The organism is Oscillospiraceae bacterium (genome assembly GCA_009780275.1).
Lineage (GTDB): Bacteria > Bacillota > Clostridia > Oscillospirales > UBA929 > WRAI01.
The window spans coordinates 1-14,809 of sequence record WRAI01000025.1 but is presented as its reverse complement, the minus strand read 5'-3'; the positions used below and the strand labels follow the sequence as shown (position 1 = coordinate 14,809).

Below are 14,809 nucleotides of genomic sequence, written 5' to 3'. Positions count from 1 at the left end.
TAAATCACCCCCAAATACGCTCAAACGCCTCGCGTCCCCGCCTTTCCCGTGCCGTCTCCGGCAATGCCACACTCAGCCTGGCCGCCTCAGCCCGCTGACGCTCATCACCGCTCAACGCCGAAGTGTCCAGTTCTCGCAACCGCAACTTGCACTGGAACGCACAGTCATCCGGCAATGCCGCCAACAGCTTCCGAAACACGACCCAATGCATAAAGCCCACCTGCAGCAAATCAACGCCATACACCGCCCAAAACGAAGCAAAAATCTCTGCCGCGTCAAACTCATAACAAAATGCCACGCCACTCTCGTCATCCGATAATCCCAAATTTTCAGCCTTGCATTCTGCATTAGACAAAAACGCGCCCACTGCGCCAAACACATCCTCCGGCGCATGGTTATCCTTGAAAAACATCCGCGTGGCCAACGCAACTTTCTGCGGTGACGGCACACTTTCATCACCACTCAACCGCAAAATCTTCAAAATCACGCGAAAGTCGGCGTTAACTTCATACATAGCATCCTGCCACCGCACCATCGACGGCAGTATGTCACCCAACGGACGGCTCAACGAAAAACTCATACGCCATACGCCGCACAAGCCGCGTCATTATAGACGGCAATCACTTGTGCCGCAATCTCTCCCGTCACCCCCACCGCGTCATGCAACGACACCGGATTGCTGCCAAAGATTTTTCCCGTCGCACCCTCACCCAGCATCAAATCAATCAACCCTATCATCTTGCGGGTCGCAGCCAAAATCTCTTCTGTCTGTCCCTCTTTAATACCGGACAATTCCCCCTGCAACGCCAAAATCTGCTCCATAATATCAATATCCGCCATTTTGCAAACAAATACTTGCTCATTGACCACAACTGACCTCGGCCCGCCAAATTTCACAGTAATGCTATCCTTGCGTTTCCGCCTAAACATAAAAATTTCCTCCGTCATTCGCAGGAGCGGTTTTCCATATCCGCCCAAATCCACTCGTCCGCGGCCGCGCCGCACCAATTCCATATCAACGAGCGACTCAGGACAGTCGCCCTTACAAACGAAAATACTAACTAAACATAACAACCCCATCTTCAATCTCCGCAGAACCCTGCGTCGGCGTGCCGCGTTGTGCCAAAGTAAATGTAATCACACCCGTAGCAATGTTATAATTGTCAATCGTCACCAACACATCTGTCAGCGTCGCCACATTGGCATTGCCCTGCTTCTGCTGATACACCCGCAATGCCTGCGTCACCGCATTACTGCCCACAGCCTGCGTACGGTATAAATCAAACACAAAGTCATATACCGGGTCGCCCACATAAGCCGTCAGCGGCATCGATGTGCTCGGATTATAGTGTGCCAGCTCACTCGTCGGTGCGCTATCTTCGATATAATCAAAGGTATCCACCTGTGGATTCATGCTATCTGTCCACTCGACAGACTTGCCGATACGCGCCCACTCTGTCGCGCTCTGCCCCACATTAATGAACAAGTAATTTAAATACTTTTTCGTCTTTTCCATAGCCTATTTCTCCTCCATATAAATTATCGTGGCGGGGAACTGCAATACCGCCCGCCCATTGTCAGCATACGTCGCCGTCACCTGCGGCATATTCGCGAGATTTTGAATTTCATAGCACCGACACTTGTCCCCAAAGTCGGGGAAATTCCCTTCACACTGCTGTACATCTAACCAATCCTGCCAGTCCCGCATCGCCGCCATTGCCTCGGCATTAACATCGTCATGCGTCTGCGACAACGGCACCTGCAAGCGCAGCATAAACGAATACTGCCGCACCCGGCTGCCGTCTAAATGCTCGGCTACTGCCGCCGCTGAAGCTGTCGGCACTATGCAAGCTGCGAACAAATCCTCCTGCATAAACCCAAACAATGGCAATGCCTTTAACTCTTCATTCCCGCTCAACCACTCCAACACAGCCTTGTCTTTACTCATAGAAATTACTCCCATCTCACGCGTAAGGTGCGGTTACCTCAACGCTCCATGTCCATCACACCAACCGGATATTTTTCTAGCTCGCACAACGCACGCTTGTATGCGCGTTGTTGCGACGTCAAGTCCAACGAACAGCAACGGGGCGAAGAGACCCGCCCCACAGATTTCATCGACGGTTTCCAAAGGGCGCAGCCCTTTGGTTTTTTTGATTGCTTTGTGAATATAACAGTAACATCCGTCAAGCAAGGCATTGTGGCGCGCAAATCGCACCTCTACCGCCCAATCGACCGCATTGCCGCTTGGTCCCACTGCGCGCTCGCCAGCGGATGGTGTGTCGTCTGAAACTGCATCACCGTGCCCAGTCGCGTGCCGGCATAGACAAACACCGCATACGGCGCATTATACGTAATTCTCGCCGCCATCGGACAGCTATCAACACTCACATCAGAGGTCAGTCGCCCCGTATCTCGCGGCACAAACGGTTCCATAAAATCCCGCGCCGTCGCCGCAATCACCGCCATACTGTCGGCATCAAAAAGTCTCACCAGCGCGTCGGGCGCAATGCTAACGTCCATTGACATTCAAATGCCTCCCCCGCCGCTCATGCGACGTATTGTCCGCCACCCGCGTCACCACACACATATCGCGTGCCAAAAGCTCTCGTAGATCGTTGACTGTCATCTCCTCACCATTGACATTCAAATGCCCGTTACTCACTGCCAACTGTTCACTGCTCACTAAGTCGCCTCTGGCGATGACATCACCCTCACGCACCGTAAAATAAGCAATTTTATCATCACTACTCAAATCACGCCATACATGCGGTGATTTGTAGTCAAAGTCAACTTGACATCCTTCTTCAGCAGCAATCAGCACAACCACACGGTCGTCTGCACCTGCCAACGCCCCCGTCGTCCGCCGTGAGGCCGAAGTCTGCCACGCACAACCATGCACAACATGACTCACCCAAACATCACGTCGGCTGTCAGTATCGCGGTAGCGGTTCCAAACGGTAATCGTTTCGTTCGCACCACGCATAACTACACCCCCCGATACAGCTGCGCTTGGGTAAAATACAGCCGCAACAATGCGCCAATCTCCTGTTGTGTATTCATCGTCGTCGTACGGCTCGGCAGCCCGTAAGTTTCAGTATATTGCCCATTTGAAAACGACATCAGCCGCCTGTTAAGCTGCTTTCCGTCATTGTGCAGCAAGTCAATAATTTCTACCATACCGCGCTTCTGCTTCGACGTCAACGCCGTATCATCCAGCCGTCCGCTCGTGTATAGACGAACATGCGCCTCCGCCATTGCTTGCCAACGCTCAAACTCCCCTTTGGCCACTGTCACGCCGCCCTTTTTCTTATAGGCCTTATAGGTTAGATATGCCATGCCGCACACCTCCTACTCGGCAACCACTTTGGCAATTAAATCCGGCATCACAGCCGCCACACCATAATAATAGAACAACGACACTGCGAACGCCTCTGATAGAGGTACTTTCTCAGCCGTATACTGCCGCGGCAGCACAGGCATAGCCACCGATCCATCAACCATCGCCAGCATTTGCACCCCCGACGGCAAATAGACTGACGAAAACACTTTCACACCGTGAAACACACCGCACTCCGGCGTACCGACATCGATATTCGCGCTGTACACCGTATCCAGCATATTGCGCAAACGCCCGTAAGTGGCCGTATCCAACACAATGCTTATCATATCGCGATCTACGCCGTCAACAAAGTCATTGCGCGTGTTTTCAATCGTCTGGATCAACTGTTCCAACTGCGCATCAATATCTGCAAATGCCGACGAAACCTCAGTCGCGTGCTCAGCCGCTTCCGCAAAAAACGCCCGCTCCAGTTCCCGCACCATCGTCTTTCGATGGTTCAAGCTTCGATTTTCCAGCAATCCGTCAACACCGTAAAACAACGTATCTTTTTCCTCGATCTCTTCGACAATCTCACGATCCTTGTCCAGCAATACAACAACCGGCCGTGCCGTCACGCTCACTCCGCGACCACCGGCGCGCGCTGTACCATATGCCTCACTCTTGGCATTGGCAAACCGCTTGGCTTCCACACTTCCGCTCGCCGGATCCCCGCTCAAGTCTTTGTTTTTGAGGATGCTGGAAATTGTGCTCTTCTGCACCGTATCGATCACAGTGCCATACAACTCGGCAAGATAATCGCTCCCCGCCGTATCCAACAAAATAGACAACGATTCAACTCTCGACATACTCTTCTCCTTTTTAATTTTTGCTTGGGTCATGTGGAGGGGCGCGCATCGCACCACTCACAAACAACCGTACTGCAATTATACCATGCCAATATGGTAAATTACTCTAATCTTACAACACCCCATTCGCCGATTTTTCCATGCTGCCGTTAACCGCCCCACAAGGCGGCAATACTAACCTCGGCCGCTTCAGCCTCTCTTCCCGCAACGATTCCAACTCCTGCGCCTCAGTGTCGCTCCGCGCCGCCCACGCCTCCAAAATTTTCTCCACAGCATTCTCATCAACACCCAGCTCTGTCAAAAACTCTCTTTCCACAATAAAACCCCTCCTAATCTTTGTTCTTTCAACCCCAAACACCTTGCTCAACCCGCCAATTTCCTGTATACTGTCATCAATATGCTGAAAGGAGCCCATCGCTGTGAAACAACTGCTGCGCTTCTTCGCCAACAATAAAATTCTCACCGCCACCATCGCCGTTGTCCTCGCTTTGCAAATCGCTTTGCTCATCATCTTAACGCAATTCACCGTCGTATCTTGGGACAATGTCCTGACGATTATTTTCGACAAACGCCAAATGAACCAAGTCAACCGCATCGAAGTCGAAACCGTCTACGGCGTCACCGTCATCAACGATCAAGGCTTGATTGCCGACTTCGTCGCCGCCACCATGACTGCCAACAATTCCCCACAATGCTGGACAGGCTTCTACTGGCCAACAGCCGCGTTCCGTCTATACCAAAACGACAGACTTGTCCGCGACATGGAGCTTGAATTCAAGCACTATCAAGTGCGCGTCTACTTTCCAAGCGCGCGCCACTGGCTCATTCTCGGCTACTCCCACAGTTTTTTCCGCGAACACGGTGGCGTTATTATACTATCCCATGACCTACGTGAGCGTGTAAACGCATACCTAAAAGCCGACGACAACCGCCTATGCGAATATTACCTTGCATGTTGCGCCGACCCTTGGAACATACTTGACGACTAAATCTTCTATCTATTCAGACAAGCGCGTGACAAGTGTTTTCCCTGTTCCACCCACACCATTTCTGCAGTTGCATTATCAACTCTGTACCATTGCCGGCTCGGTCGATAATAACCACTCTCTCAACTCTTCAACTCGCACAGCGCCCAGCGATACACCTTTAGCCAATTGCGCAAATGTCTCAGCGCTGTCTTCGATCAATCCATAACTCCAATTTACAGCCAGCACCGCGTCATCCTCAGCTACACACACCTCTTCACTAACTGCTAAATGATGCAACACGCCCATCGCATACAACAACTCCTTCAATCCGTTCACAATCGCCGCCCGCAGCGCGTCTACCAATGAAAACGTATCGTATGTCGAACGCCGAATCGCCGTCGCCGTCGCTTCACCGGCGATTAAATCGGTCAACACGCCACGATTGACGCCCATCGCCTTTTCCAACAAAGCCAACTTAAAGTTAATCGCTTCAACAATCTGACCAACTCGCATATCTGGTGAAAACACCTCAAAGAAAGGCTTATCGTCAATCCCCCCCGCCGCATCAAACTTCTTAAACACACTCGATCCCGGCATCAGCTTTTCCCGCCCGCGCTCGTCACTGCGAAATAGCCTGAAATCTGCACCGATAAACGCCCGCTTATCCACAATCTCGTTCTGCAAAATGTCCAGCAGCGTCTGAATTTCATCCATCAACGCCTCGCACCCATAGGTCAGCGGCGCGCCATATAACTCATTGCCGTTGCCGCGGTCGTCAATCGGGCAGCGAATCCACGCAAACAGCATACCATCCACGCCCTCAATCACTTGTTTGTCCGGCAATGCCGCCCAAGCCGGCACAACCTCCCGCGGCACTTCGCGCCCATTTTTTAACGCCCGCTGCTCAATGGTGTAAATATCGCCGTCCAACACGTGGATTTCCACCCGCGTCAGCTCCGCCCCGTCCCATTCAACCGTCTCTGCAATAAACGCAATGCGTCGAATGCAATCGCCTACACTGTCGAGGACAATCGCTCGATCTTGATTCAGCACATCGACACGGATCGTCTTGCCATGCACCCACGGTTTCAAAATCACGCCGCCAACCCCAAGCGTCCGTGTCGCAATGAATTTCAGCCGCGCTGCCACACGCCCCATCTCACCATCAAGAAAATCAGCCCGTTCACCATCGCCAACAACCCTTACACTGCAATCACTCACTGCCACATTAGCAATCTTATTGGCCGCCATCGCCGTCAAATTCACTGCCCCCGTCTTTGCATACCGCTTCGCCATCCTTGCGGCAGCCTCCCCCGAAGCCTTTTCTCCAACGCCTCGACCTGCCAGTCGCCTAACCCAACTCCAAATCATTGAAAACAAAGTAACGCCCCCTTATAAACTACTAATCCCTAATTTCCAGACCTCATTGCAAGCATATCTCACCGCGTCGATGCAATGATTCCGTGCATCGGCAAATGCCTCGATCAACGCACCATCGACATGCCGCCCATATTCATAGGCAACAAACTCCTCAGCCGCCTTCGGGCAACGCGCCGCATCAATAACAATCGCGTCCAACGACTGCAACCACTTCATCGAATACCGCAGGCTCCCCGGCCCTTTACTCGCCGCCATCGCCCGCCGCAACCCATATCCACGCAAATCAGCAATCGACCGCTTATCGCTATTGTCACAAATAATCATATCCTCGCCGCTCACCCCTCTGCCGCACAGCGCGTCGTATACATCAAATGAGCTCGCCCGCCACGCAACCCACTCATCATAGATAAGCAATTGGTTGCCTCGCATTGCGCACGCAATAAAGGCCGTCGGGTCAGGATAATACCCCCAATCCAACCCATACAGAGGACGGTCAAGCGCCTCAATATCTTCTTTATCAATCGGCTGCAACTTCACATTGCCAAACACCAGCGACTGGCTCTCACCCCACTCGCCCAGCCCAACCACGCCATACCGCTGCGGGTCACGCGTTTCCAACGTTTCAAACAACCGCCTGTCGCCCTCGTCAATAAACTCATTGCATGCGTATGTCACTGTCATGGCAAGCACATCGGTACCCTGTTCCCTGTCAAAAAACCGTTTTTTCAGCCAATGCCCACGCCGCCACGGATTAAACGTCAGCGTGATCTGCTTAAACAGCGGCGCCGAAACCTGTCCGCGAATCGACTCGTCCAACATCTGAAAATCTTTTTCATCGCCAATCTCAAACGCCTCTTCAATCCATAGCCAGCACAATACCCCACGATTGACGGCAATTGATGTAACCTTCATTGCATCGTCCAGCCCACGAAACAAAATCTTCTGCCCTGTCGGGCGGTAAATCATCTCCAACGGCGATTCTCGGCAAACCCACAGCATATCAACCCCCAACCGCCGAATCGCCCAGTTCAACTCAGCGTAACAAGAATCTTTCAATGTCCGATATGTTTTCCGCACCACCAATAAGTTGGCGTCAGGGTGCTGCATCAATCGCACAATAAAATTCAACGCCGCTGTCTTAGACTTTTTAGACGCCCGCCCGCCCTTAACAACGCGATACCGCCCTTTAAATTTCCAAAACGCCTCATATCCCCCGCCAACGACCTCCGCCAATTTCACCATTCAAACACCCAATTCTGCATTCTTTATGTTGCATCAACACAAATGTCATCCACAAGCACCACTGCCGCAGGCAGCACTTCACCCTTGTCCCGAAACATCGCATACCGCCGCCCCAACAACTCAGCCGCTTTGACCACATCGGCCAGTTTCGGCATAACTTCCACCACGCGCTTGTCAGCAATCACCCAATCACGCGTTTCCCGCCGTACAATCGCCGTCAATGCCGCCATAACCTCCTCGGCGTCCGCAATCCGCCGCCCTGCAATTTCTTTGTTCAGCGTTTCAATCATCTCCACCACTGCCGGCAACTTCATCAGTCGCGAACCTTGACCTTTTGCCGCCGACCGTTCACTATACCCTGCTCGCCGCGCCGCCGCCGCAAGATTTCCATCCACCATAAATTCCCGGCAAAATCGCTCCTGCCTAACTGTCAACCCGTGCGCCAAAACACCACACTCCTCACTACTAACCACTCACTATATGTTCTTCACGCCACGCCACGCGATTCCGCCCAATACTGATTGGCTTGGCGCAGCCAGCCCCATGCCGTCGCCTCGGACACATTCAAGTCCAACGCCGCACACAGCACTCGCGCACTCATCGAATCACGCCGCCTCACCCCAAACACCATACGCAATAATTTTGTTTTTTCGCCCCCGCACTCTTCCGCCGCAAACCGTTTCAACGTCTCCTCCACCGCCCACCAATCTTTAACCCGGGCACGCGGCAACCCCTTCAAATCAAACGCATGATTAAAGTAAACATACCAAGCCTGCACTGCTAAATCTGTATACGGCAACTTTTTTGTATAACGCAAAATATTCTCCCCCCCACGAAATAGTTTTCGCGTCCCCACCTTTTCGATCACATCGACAGACAGGTCGGCTGCCCTGCCACGATTGCTGCGTAATTGACGAGCATCCTCTCTCTATTCACTAGCAAACTTCTGCCAGCTCCGCTGCCGTATCCACCAGCGATAGCCAATCCCCCGCATCAAGCAACTCCACACACCGCCGATGGTAACAATCGCCACCCATCTCAATGAAGAACTCTCCCGCCTGCACACTTTCGTCACACAGCCGGCAATGATACACCGCATCCCCCACTTCTGCATACGGACACCGCCCATCACACGGACTCTTGACACACATCGAACAAAGCATACTCGTACCCCTTTCTCAGTTTTAGTATATTTGTTCTTATTATATCACATGCACACCCAAAAGTCAAGCCTGTTTTCCGTAATTAACAAAATTATTTTGTTTTTTGTGTGGATATCACCACAGGCTTGTCCCTTTCGTTGCATCATGCTTATTACGGCGGTCGGATGTTTTCACTCTCCGGCTCTTCACTACTCGTCACCAACTACTCCTACTAATTATTTACACGCCCTCCACTTCACAACACCTCCGCAGCTTTTCTAACGCCTTTTTTTCAATCCGTGACACATAGCTTCGGCTAATATTCAATTCCAACGCCACCTCCCGCTGTGTCCGTGGCTTAATGTTGTCCAACCCATATCGCAACTGCACAATTTCCAACTCTCGCCCCTGCAAGCACTGCTTGACCAACACATTAAGCTTACGCCCGCGGTCAAAGTCCTCCACCCGTGCCAAGTTGTCGTCCTCCACGCTAATGGTATTCCCAATTGCCATTGACTCATCGTCACCGCCCAAACTCTCATCCAACGACGCAATCTTCGGCGTATTCGCCTCTTTCCGAAATTGCATCCGAAATTCATTCGCTATTCTCACCTGACGGAATTGGCTCAAAACTCTCCGGCAACTCAATTCCCTCGCCATCATCAGAGCCGAATAAATATATATGGATTTGCTTGCCGTCCCATACGATTTTTTGTATTACATTACGGATAGCCGACCGTTTTTGTTCAACGGTCATATCATCAATCGTGGTCTTGAAAATCAATAACAACTCTCGCAGAATATCATACTCAATATCTGCAAGCGGATGTGGTGCAGTCAGACCCTCTAACTCTTCAATACGGCGCGTCAGCAGTTTCCCTTTATCGTGCAACTCGTCAATCTGCTGCATGATATAATCTTCTGCCGATGTGCCGCTCGCTTTACCAAGCGAAGCAACAAGCCCTTTAATTTCTGCGTCATTATCGCCAAGCGATTGTTTTAACAGTTCGATATTTTTATCGTACTCCTCACGATTAACGGCAAGAGCTTTTCGGTTTTGTTCCAGCTGCCTTATAAAATCCGAATTGTCGTCAGATAGCTTTTTGACTTCCTCAATAATCGCCACATCAAGTGTATTGCCGTTTATGTCTTTGCATTTACACGCATGACGGCGGCTACGCTCTTTCAAGCTACACATATAAGAATAAATCTGCTCACCCTGCGCGTTGAGCCTCTTTGAAAGTTTTGGACGCATATAATTGTCACAAGCCCCGCAATATAGCAACCCCGACAACAACGCAACATGACTTCGTGGCTTGCGATAGCTTTTCGAGCGGTTTTGCTCTAAGTTTTTTTGCGCGTGAATCCAATCCTTGCCGTTAATCATGCCCTTATGCTTACCGACCGACACAATCCATTCGCCTACCGGGCGTAATTGGTTGGCTTTGCCCGCTTTTTGCATAGTTCGGTTATATGCCATAACACCATGTTTGCCATCGAACGCGCTTTTATCCGTAAATAAGTCGGCGTTATTGTCGGTTAGGTATGTATAAGCGTCCTCGTCCGCTATCATATAGACAGGGTTTTGTAAAATGTTTTTAATAGCAAAGCGCGTAAACAATCTGCCGTTTTTAGTCGTATAACCTTTCTGAATTAAATATGTTTCTGTTTTGGTAAGCGAATTTGTTTCTATAAATATATCGAAAATCAGCTTGATAATCGTTGCTTCATCGGGTATGATTTTCAGCTTACAAGCTTTTTTAACCTTGCCGTCAATAGTAATATTTTCAATGCTCTCTGACGCATACCCAGTCGGTGTCACGCCGCCTAACCAACGCCCGGTCTTGGATAGCTCGTGCATATTATCACGGATACGCTCGGCTATTGTTTCGCGTTCAAGCTGTGAAAAGACAGACGCAATATACATCATTGCCCGCCCCATAGGAGACGATGTGTCAAACTGTTCCTTGATAGACACAAAAGCTATTTCAAGGTCGGCAAGTTCGTCAATCAGCTTTGCAAAATCCCCGATATGACGGCTGATTCGGTCAAGCCGATAACATACAATCGCGCTGAACTTTTTATCCCTCGCGTCTGCCATCATCGCCTTAAACTTTGGGCGTTCAAGATTGCTACCCGAAAACCCCTCATCTTCATAGACAAGGATATTTGCGGCTGAATCCTCGAAAAAATGCGTGGCAATATACTGTTTGCAAAGTTCAATTTGATTTTCGATACTCTCGCCTTTGCCGGTAAATTTAGATTTGCGAGAGTAGATAGCGATTTGTTTTTGTGGCGTATTCATAGCGACACCTCATTGGTATAATGTTTGCATTATTGTATCATAGCGGCGAATAAAAGTAAAGCGGCTTTCGCTATGCTAACCGCCGTAGGTCAATCCCACGGCGGCGCATTATGTGCGATATGAAATGTACGCTGAATTTTTATTATTTTGTCGGGATTGTAGCAAGTCAGCCGAACAGGAATAAATCCGGCTGGCGTATATTGCTTGCTGATGCGGTCTTGAAAGAACTCAACCGATGAAATGTAACAAGCATATTCTCGCGCCGTGATTTGTTCTGTTTCGACTGTCTGCGGTTGTTTAGAAAACGCCTTGCGGCTACCCAAAGTCCAAGTTTTTGTCGTGAGCGTGATTGTGTATCTGCTACTGTTTAGGTTATCAAGCGTTGAGCCGTACACATTGAGCTTTGACATAACTTTGTTGTATTTTTTGAACTCCTGCGATATTGCGATTTTAGTTTTCTTCATGGCTTGCACTTCCTTATTAAAATATTTGCCTTTCGGCGTACAGGAAGCACCCCACGCAGGGAATATGTCAAGGGTCTTAGTCAAAATAAATTTTGCAGGACATAAAAATAGCACTCCGTAGAGTGCCACTTTACAAAAATTATTTTGCGCCTTGATATATGACCGAAGCGGGGTATAATGAAAGGACGAAAGGGATTATAATAAGCTCCCTGTAAAACAAACAGGCTAACCTTGCAGTAAAAAATGACCACAATTTTTATAGTGTGGTCATTTTGTTTTATGGGTTATCAGTCAACCCCATACTTAATAGTTTACTCTGTTATTGATAGCATCTTCAATTAGTTGTTCGATACTTTCGTCTATATCATTATATACATAAGTGCTTGAAGAATACGGAGAGTCATAAGCCTCAACATATTCAGATAGTCTCTTACCGTCATGCGTAAAGATTTTGTCGAAAGGGTTACTTCCTTTACTAGACTGACCATCATCGCTATCTTTGAGATTGTGAACGTATATACCGACAATTCCCTTGCCAAGCTCATATGCTTTTTCTATTTCGTACTTTACCCATTTTCTGCTAGCTGTATTAGAACCTATTAAAACGACTATACAAGAACGCATTTGCATTTGTCTATCAATCCAATTTTTTATAGTGGTATCTGCTTCCCACTTAACTTCTTCCCAGTCATTGTCAGAAAATGTAGAACTGTCGCTTACTTTCCCCATATTTCTTACTTGACTTGCTCTCCAATTGTCCTCACGGTAATGGAAACTGAAAAATACTTGTCTGTTAGCCATGCTAATTCTCCTTTTTGTTTTATAACATTTGACACTTTATTAAAAATCCAAGAGTAGCTAATGCAACAATAATTGGCAAATACAATGGCCATACTGTCCTTGACCAAGCCACATTAAAAAACGAATAATCACCTTTGCTATATTTCTGCAATGGCATTTCAAAGGTTTTTATATCTATCCGTTTTGACTCGTCTGTCAAACCGGCTACGTCATTATAAACACCACGAAATTTGCGTTCTTGCTGTAAGTAATAGGAATCAAAACACCAAAAAATCAAAGTAGGCGGTATTCCAATTAACACAAACCATGAGTTGCCGTTACAATTCTCACCAATGCTTGCCGCAAACAAAGCTAATAACGCAGTAACAACCGTTAACGCCCACCCTTTCATTTGAAACGAGTTTTGCCCCATTCGCGCAATACAAGATTGTATAAATTCTAAGTGTCTTATTTTTTCCTCGCTCATCACATACCACCTTTTTATTTATCGAACCATTCAGATAATGGCACAATGTTAATTCTATTGCCTAACTCTGTGCGTACATAATATCCTGCTTTTATACGTCTTCCATCTGTATCTTGATCGGTGCCATCAAGCTTGGTGATGCAAGGATAAATTGATAAATACTCACTCCCTGCATACTCAAAATCTGTCGTATACTTAGGTTTAATTGGAAATAGTGCAATGTCATCTCTATATTTGTGGGCATCACCAAAACCTAATTCCCAATTACACCATTTAGATTCAATAGCCCCATTAGTAGCCAACAGAATAAACTTATCACATTGTTCTATTCTGTTTTTCAACTTTGATGCTGTCTTTTTAGATGTTATTGTTGGCATTGAAGTGTCATTGCTATCAATATATACATCAACACCGTATTCTAGTGTTAAGAAACCAATTATATCTTCCATATCTTCTAAATCGCTATGTTTATGCGATAGGAATACCGTTGTTTTGTGGCTAGCTTTGTATACTCCTTTACTAGCTTGTATGCTCTTACTAATTGACTCATTATAGCGAATGTTTCTATATTGGCTGAATGATCTTGATGCAAATATTCTTTCCATGTCTTACACACCCTCTTTCTAATTTATCGCCCTACAACTATAATACATTTTGGCATACATAACAAAACAAATTTCTTTTTCAACAGCAAGTGTTCCAATTTCTGTTTACTGCTTTAATTATATCAGATTTCGAATATAGATTCAAGTCCCTAACTCGTGATAAAATACATAAACTATACAAAAAACGACTACACTTTAACAATGCAGCCGTTTTGAACCAAGCGTATTAAACAATACCAAGACTTATAATCCTATGTAGAGCAATGGCACAAAACGTAAACATCGCTAAATATAGAATAAAATTAAACACCTTCTTGTTCTTGCGTCTGCCTTTTCTCCACGCCGAAATGCACTTAAATATTCCCACAGCGCAAGCCCATAAAATCGCTACACATGGGATAAAAATCAAAGCATTAAAAATGAAAATATCAAACGCAGAAACCCAGTAAATGAGTATTGCGACAGGGACACCAATTAAGCTAAGTGCGAAACCAAGATTTGTATTGCCGGAATTAGATGTGCCGCCGACATATGGCATTTCTCCGCATCTTGGGCAACAATCAGACCTTCCTGCTACTAATTTAAAACCGCAAGTCGGACATTGCCAATCTTTCATTCCCGCGATGTTTTTTGCGGCGTATGAGTAATCCTCATTTCTGCTCATCTATACACCCAAACGTGCGTTATGTCCGTATCGCCCGCATTCCAAACAAAGTTATAACTATAACCTCCACGTTGCGCCCAGCCGCTATATTGCCCCGTTGCATGTGACCATTCAGGGTTAAAATCCGGTGGGTCGATAGTTTCGTGGCCAGCCGCACCATATGAGAAGTCATCAAAAATTATTTGCAATTCTGCGATAGTAAAAGACTCTACCCCTGCGAAAAAACGATTGACAGGGGCGAAAATACCGCTGGGTGAGTCGGGTACAGCCATATCGAAACCAACAAGTGCTTGATTGTCCTGTAGAAGTACAAAATAAGCAACCGCTTGATGACCGCCAACGTGTCCGGGGCGTGTTGCGCCGAATATATCGTCCATGCTCATGCCGAGGACATCTCGCAAGTCGTCGTGCGGTTCGGGTGTAGCGTCCCCTGGTTCGTCCACTACTTCGTCCACATCGTTACTGTCAATGACAATGATAAAATGCGTAAAAAAGGCAAGGAAAAAATGTAGTTTTATGGCAAGATGAAAACGTACAAGAATTAAGCGTTGGCGTCAAAGAGCGTATTCACGACATGCTGTTTT

General features: G+C 47.9%; 23 protein-coding genes. 1 reads left to right on the top strand and 22 read right to left on the bottom strand.

The features are described 5' to 3' along the window. Positions 1-4: 4 nt before the first annotated feature. The 9 genes from FWE06_07960 to FWE06_07920 form a co-directional block, all read right to left on the bottom strand. Entirely contained in the window at positions 5-580 is a 576-nt protein-coding gene (locus FWE06_07960) for a bacteriophage Gp15 family protein (GenBank protein ID MCL2547107.1), read from the bottom strand. After that, positions 577-1,080: a hypothetical protein gene (locus FWE06_07955; protein MCL2547106.1), complete on the bottom strand. Its 504-nt coding sequence runs from the start codon at positions 1,078-1,080 to the stop codon at positions 577-579. The genes FWE06_07960 and FWE06_07955 overlap by 4 nt, the downstream gene beginning before the upstream one ends. After that, positions 1,058-1,516, bottom strand: coding sequence for a hypothetical protein (locus tag FWE06_07950; GenBank protein ID MCL2547105.1), 459 nt, complete (start codon positions 1,514-1,516; stop codon positions 1,058-1,060). The genes FWE06_07955 and FWE06_07950 overlap by 23 nt, the downstream gene beginning before the upstream one ends. A 3-nt stretch (positions 1,517-1,519) precedes the next feature. Next, complete coding sequence (locus FWE06_07945) at positions 1,520-1,948, bottom strand: hypothetical protein (protein MCL2547104.1); 429 nt, start codon at positions 1,946-1,948, stop codon at positions 1,520-1,522. 272 nt (positions 1,949-2,220) lie between these two features. Continuing rightward, a complete protein-coding gene (locus FWE06_07940; GenBank protein ID MCL2547103.1) occupies positions 2,221-2,529 on the bottom strand; it encodes a minor capsid protein in 309 nt (102 codons plus the stop codon). Continuing rightward, positions 2,513-2,986, bottom strand: a complete 474-nt coding sequence (locus tag FWE06_07935; GenBank protein MCL2547102.1) for a hypothetical protein — start codon at positions 2,984-2,986, stop codon at positions 2,513-2,515. The genes FWE06_07940 and FWE06_07935 overlap by 17 nt, the downstream gene beginning before the upstream one ends. 2 nt (positions 2,987-2,988) lie before the next feature. Continuing rightward, positions 2,989-3,339, bottom strand: a complete 351-nt coding sequence (locus FWE06_07930; protein ID MCL2547101.1) for a hypothetical protein — start codon at positions 3,337-3,339, stop codon at positions 2,989-2,991. A gap of 12 nt (positions 3,340-3,351) precedes the next feature. Then, positions 3,352-4,188 carry a hypothetical protein gene (locus tag FWE06_07925; protein ID MCL2547100.1) on the bottom strand — a complete coding sequence of 279 codons (837 nt, stop codon included), beginning with the start codon at positions 4,186-4,188 and terminating at the stop codon, positions 3,352-3,354. Between the two features lie 112 nt (positions 4,189-4,300). Next, a complete protein-coding gene (locus FWE06_07920) occupies positions 4,301-4,504 on the bottom strand; it encodes a hypothetical protein (GenBank protein ID MCL2547099.1) in 204 nt (67 codons plus the stop codon). Positions 4,505-4,607: 103 nt separating this feature from the next. On the opposite strand from FWE06_07920, the gene FWE06_07915 reads away from it, so the two are divergent. Next, a complete protein-coding gene (locus FWE06_07915) occupies positions 4,608-5,177 on the top strand; it encodes a hypothetical protein (GenBank protein MCL2547098.1) in 570 nt (189 codons plus the stop codon). 75 nt (positions 5,178-5,252) lie between these two features. On the opposite strand, the gene FWE06_07910 is transcribed toward FWE06_07915, so the two are convergent. From FWE06_07910 to FWE06_07850, 13 genes are all read right to left on the bottom strand, one after another. Beyond that, positions 5,253-6,536: a hypothetical protein gene (locus FWE06_07910; GenBank protein ID MCL2547097.1), complete on the bottom strand. Its 1,284-nt coding sequence runs from the start codon at positions 6,534-6,536 to the stop codon at positions 5,253-5,255. A 12-nt stretch (positions 6,537-6,548) separates the two neighbouring features. Further along, entirely contained in the window at positions 6,549-7,778 is a 1,230-nt protein-coding gene (locus tag FWE06_07905; GenBank protein MCL2547096.1) for a PBSX family phage terminase large subunit, read from the bottom strand. A gap of 23 nt (positions 7,779-7,801) precedes the next feature. Beyond that, on the bottom strand, positions 7,802-8,224 hold the full coding sequence (locus tag FWE06_07900) for a terminase small subunit (protein ID MCL2547095.1): 423 nt from the start codon (positions 8,222-8,224) through the stop codon (positions 7,802-7,804). A 41-nt stretch (positions 8,225-8,265) separates the two neighbouring features. Then, positions 8,266-8,595 carry a hypothetical protein gene (locus tag FWE06_07895; protein MCL2547094.1) on the bottom strand — a complete coding sequence of 110 codons (330 nt, stop codon included), beginning with the start codon at positions 8,593-8,595 and terminating at the stop codon, positions 8,266-8,268. 118 nt (positions 8,596-8,713) lie between these two features. Next, positions 8,714-8,941 carry a hypothetical protein gene (locus FWE06_07890; GenBank protein MCL2547093.1) on the bottom strand — a complete coding sequence of 76 codons (228 nt, stop codon included), beginning with the start codon at positions 8,939-8,941 and terminating at the stop codon, positions 8,714-8,716. A 219-nt stretch (positions 8,942-9,160) separates the two neighbouring features. Then, on the bottom strand, positions 9,161-9,508 hold the full coding sequence (locus FWE06_07885) for a helix-turn-helix domain-containing protein (protein ID MCL2547092.1): 348 nt from the start codon (positions 9,506-9,508) through the stop codon (positions 9,161-9,163). A gap of 7 nt (positions 9,509-9,515) precedes the next feature. Further along, positions 9,516-11,225, bottom strand: a complete 1,710-nt coding sequence (locus tag FWE06_07880) for a recombinase family protein (protein MCL2547091.1) — start codon at positions 11,223-11,225, stop codon at positions 9,516-9,518. A gap of 89 nt (positions 11,226-11,314) precedes the next feature. Continuing rightward, entirely contained in the window at positions 11,315-11,689 is a 375-nt protein-coding gene (locus FWE06_07875) for a hypothetical protein (GenBank protein MCL2547090.1), read from the bottom strand. Between the two features lie 303 nt (positions 11,690-11,992). After that, positions 11,993-12,490, bottom strand: a complete 498-nt coding sequence (locus FWE06_07870; GenBank protein MCL2547089.1) for a TIR domain-containing protein — start codon at positions 12,488-12,490, stop codon at positions 11,993-11,995. Positions 12,491-12,509: 19 nt separating this feature from the next. Then, positions 12,510-12,956, bottom strand: a complete 447-nt coding sequence (locus FWE06_07865) for a hypothetical protein (protein MCL2547088.1) — start codon at positions 12,954-12,956, stop codon at positions 12,510-12,512. A gap of 14 nt (positions 12,957-12,970) precedes the next feature. After that, the gene (locus FWE06_07860) at positions 12,971-13,561 is read right to left on the bottom strand and encodes a toll/interleukin-1 receptor domain-containing protein (GenBank protein ID MCL2547087.1); all 591 of its coding nucleotides are present in this window, start codon (positions 13,559-13,561) and stop codon (positions 12,971-12,973) included. Between the two features lie 226 nt (positions 13,562-13,787). Next, positions 13,788-14,225 carry a hypothetical protein gene (locus FWE06_07855; protein ID MCL2547086.1) on the bottom strand — a complete coding sequence of 146 codons (438 nt, stop codon included), beginning with the start codon at positions 14,223-14,225 and terminating at the stop codon, positions 13,788-13,790. Further along, positions 14,222-14,668 (bottom strand): hypothetical protein, encoded by a 447-nt coding sequence (locus FWE06_07850; protein ID MCL2547085.1) that lies wholly within the window; start codon positions 14,666-14,668, stop codon positions 14,222-14,224. Before FWE06_07850 ends, FWE06_07855 begins: the two co-directional genes overlap by 4 nt. Positions 14,669-14,809: the final 141 nt, after the last annotated feature.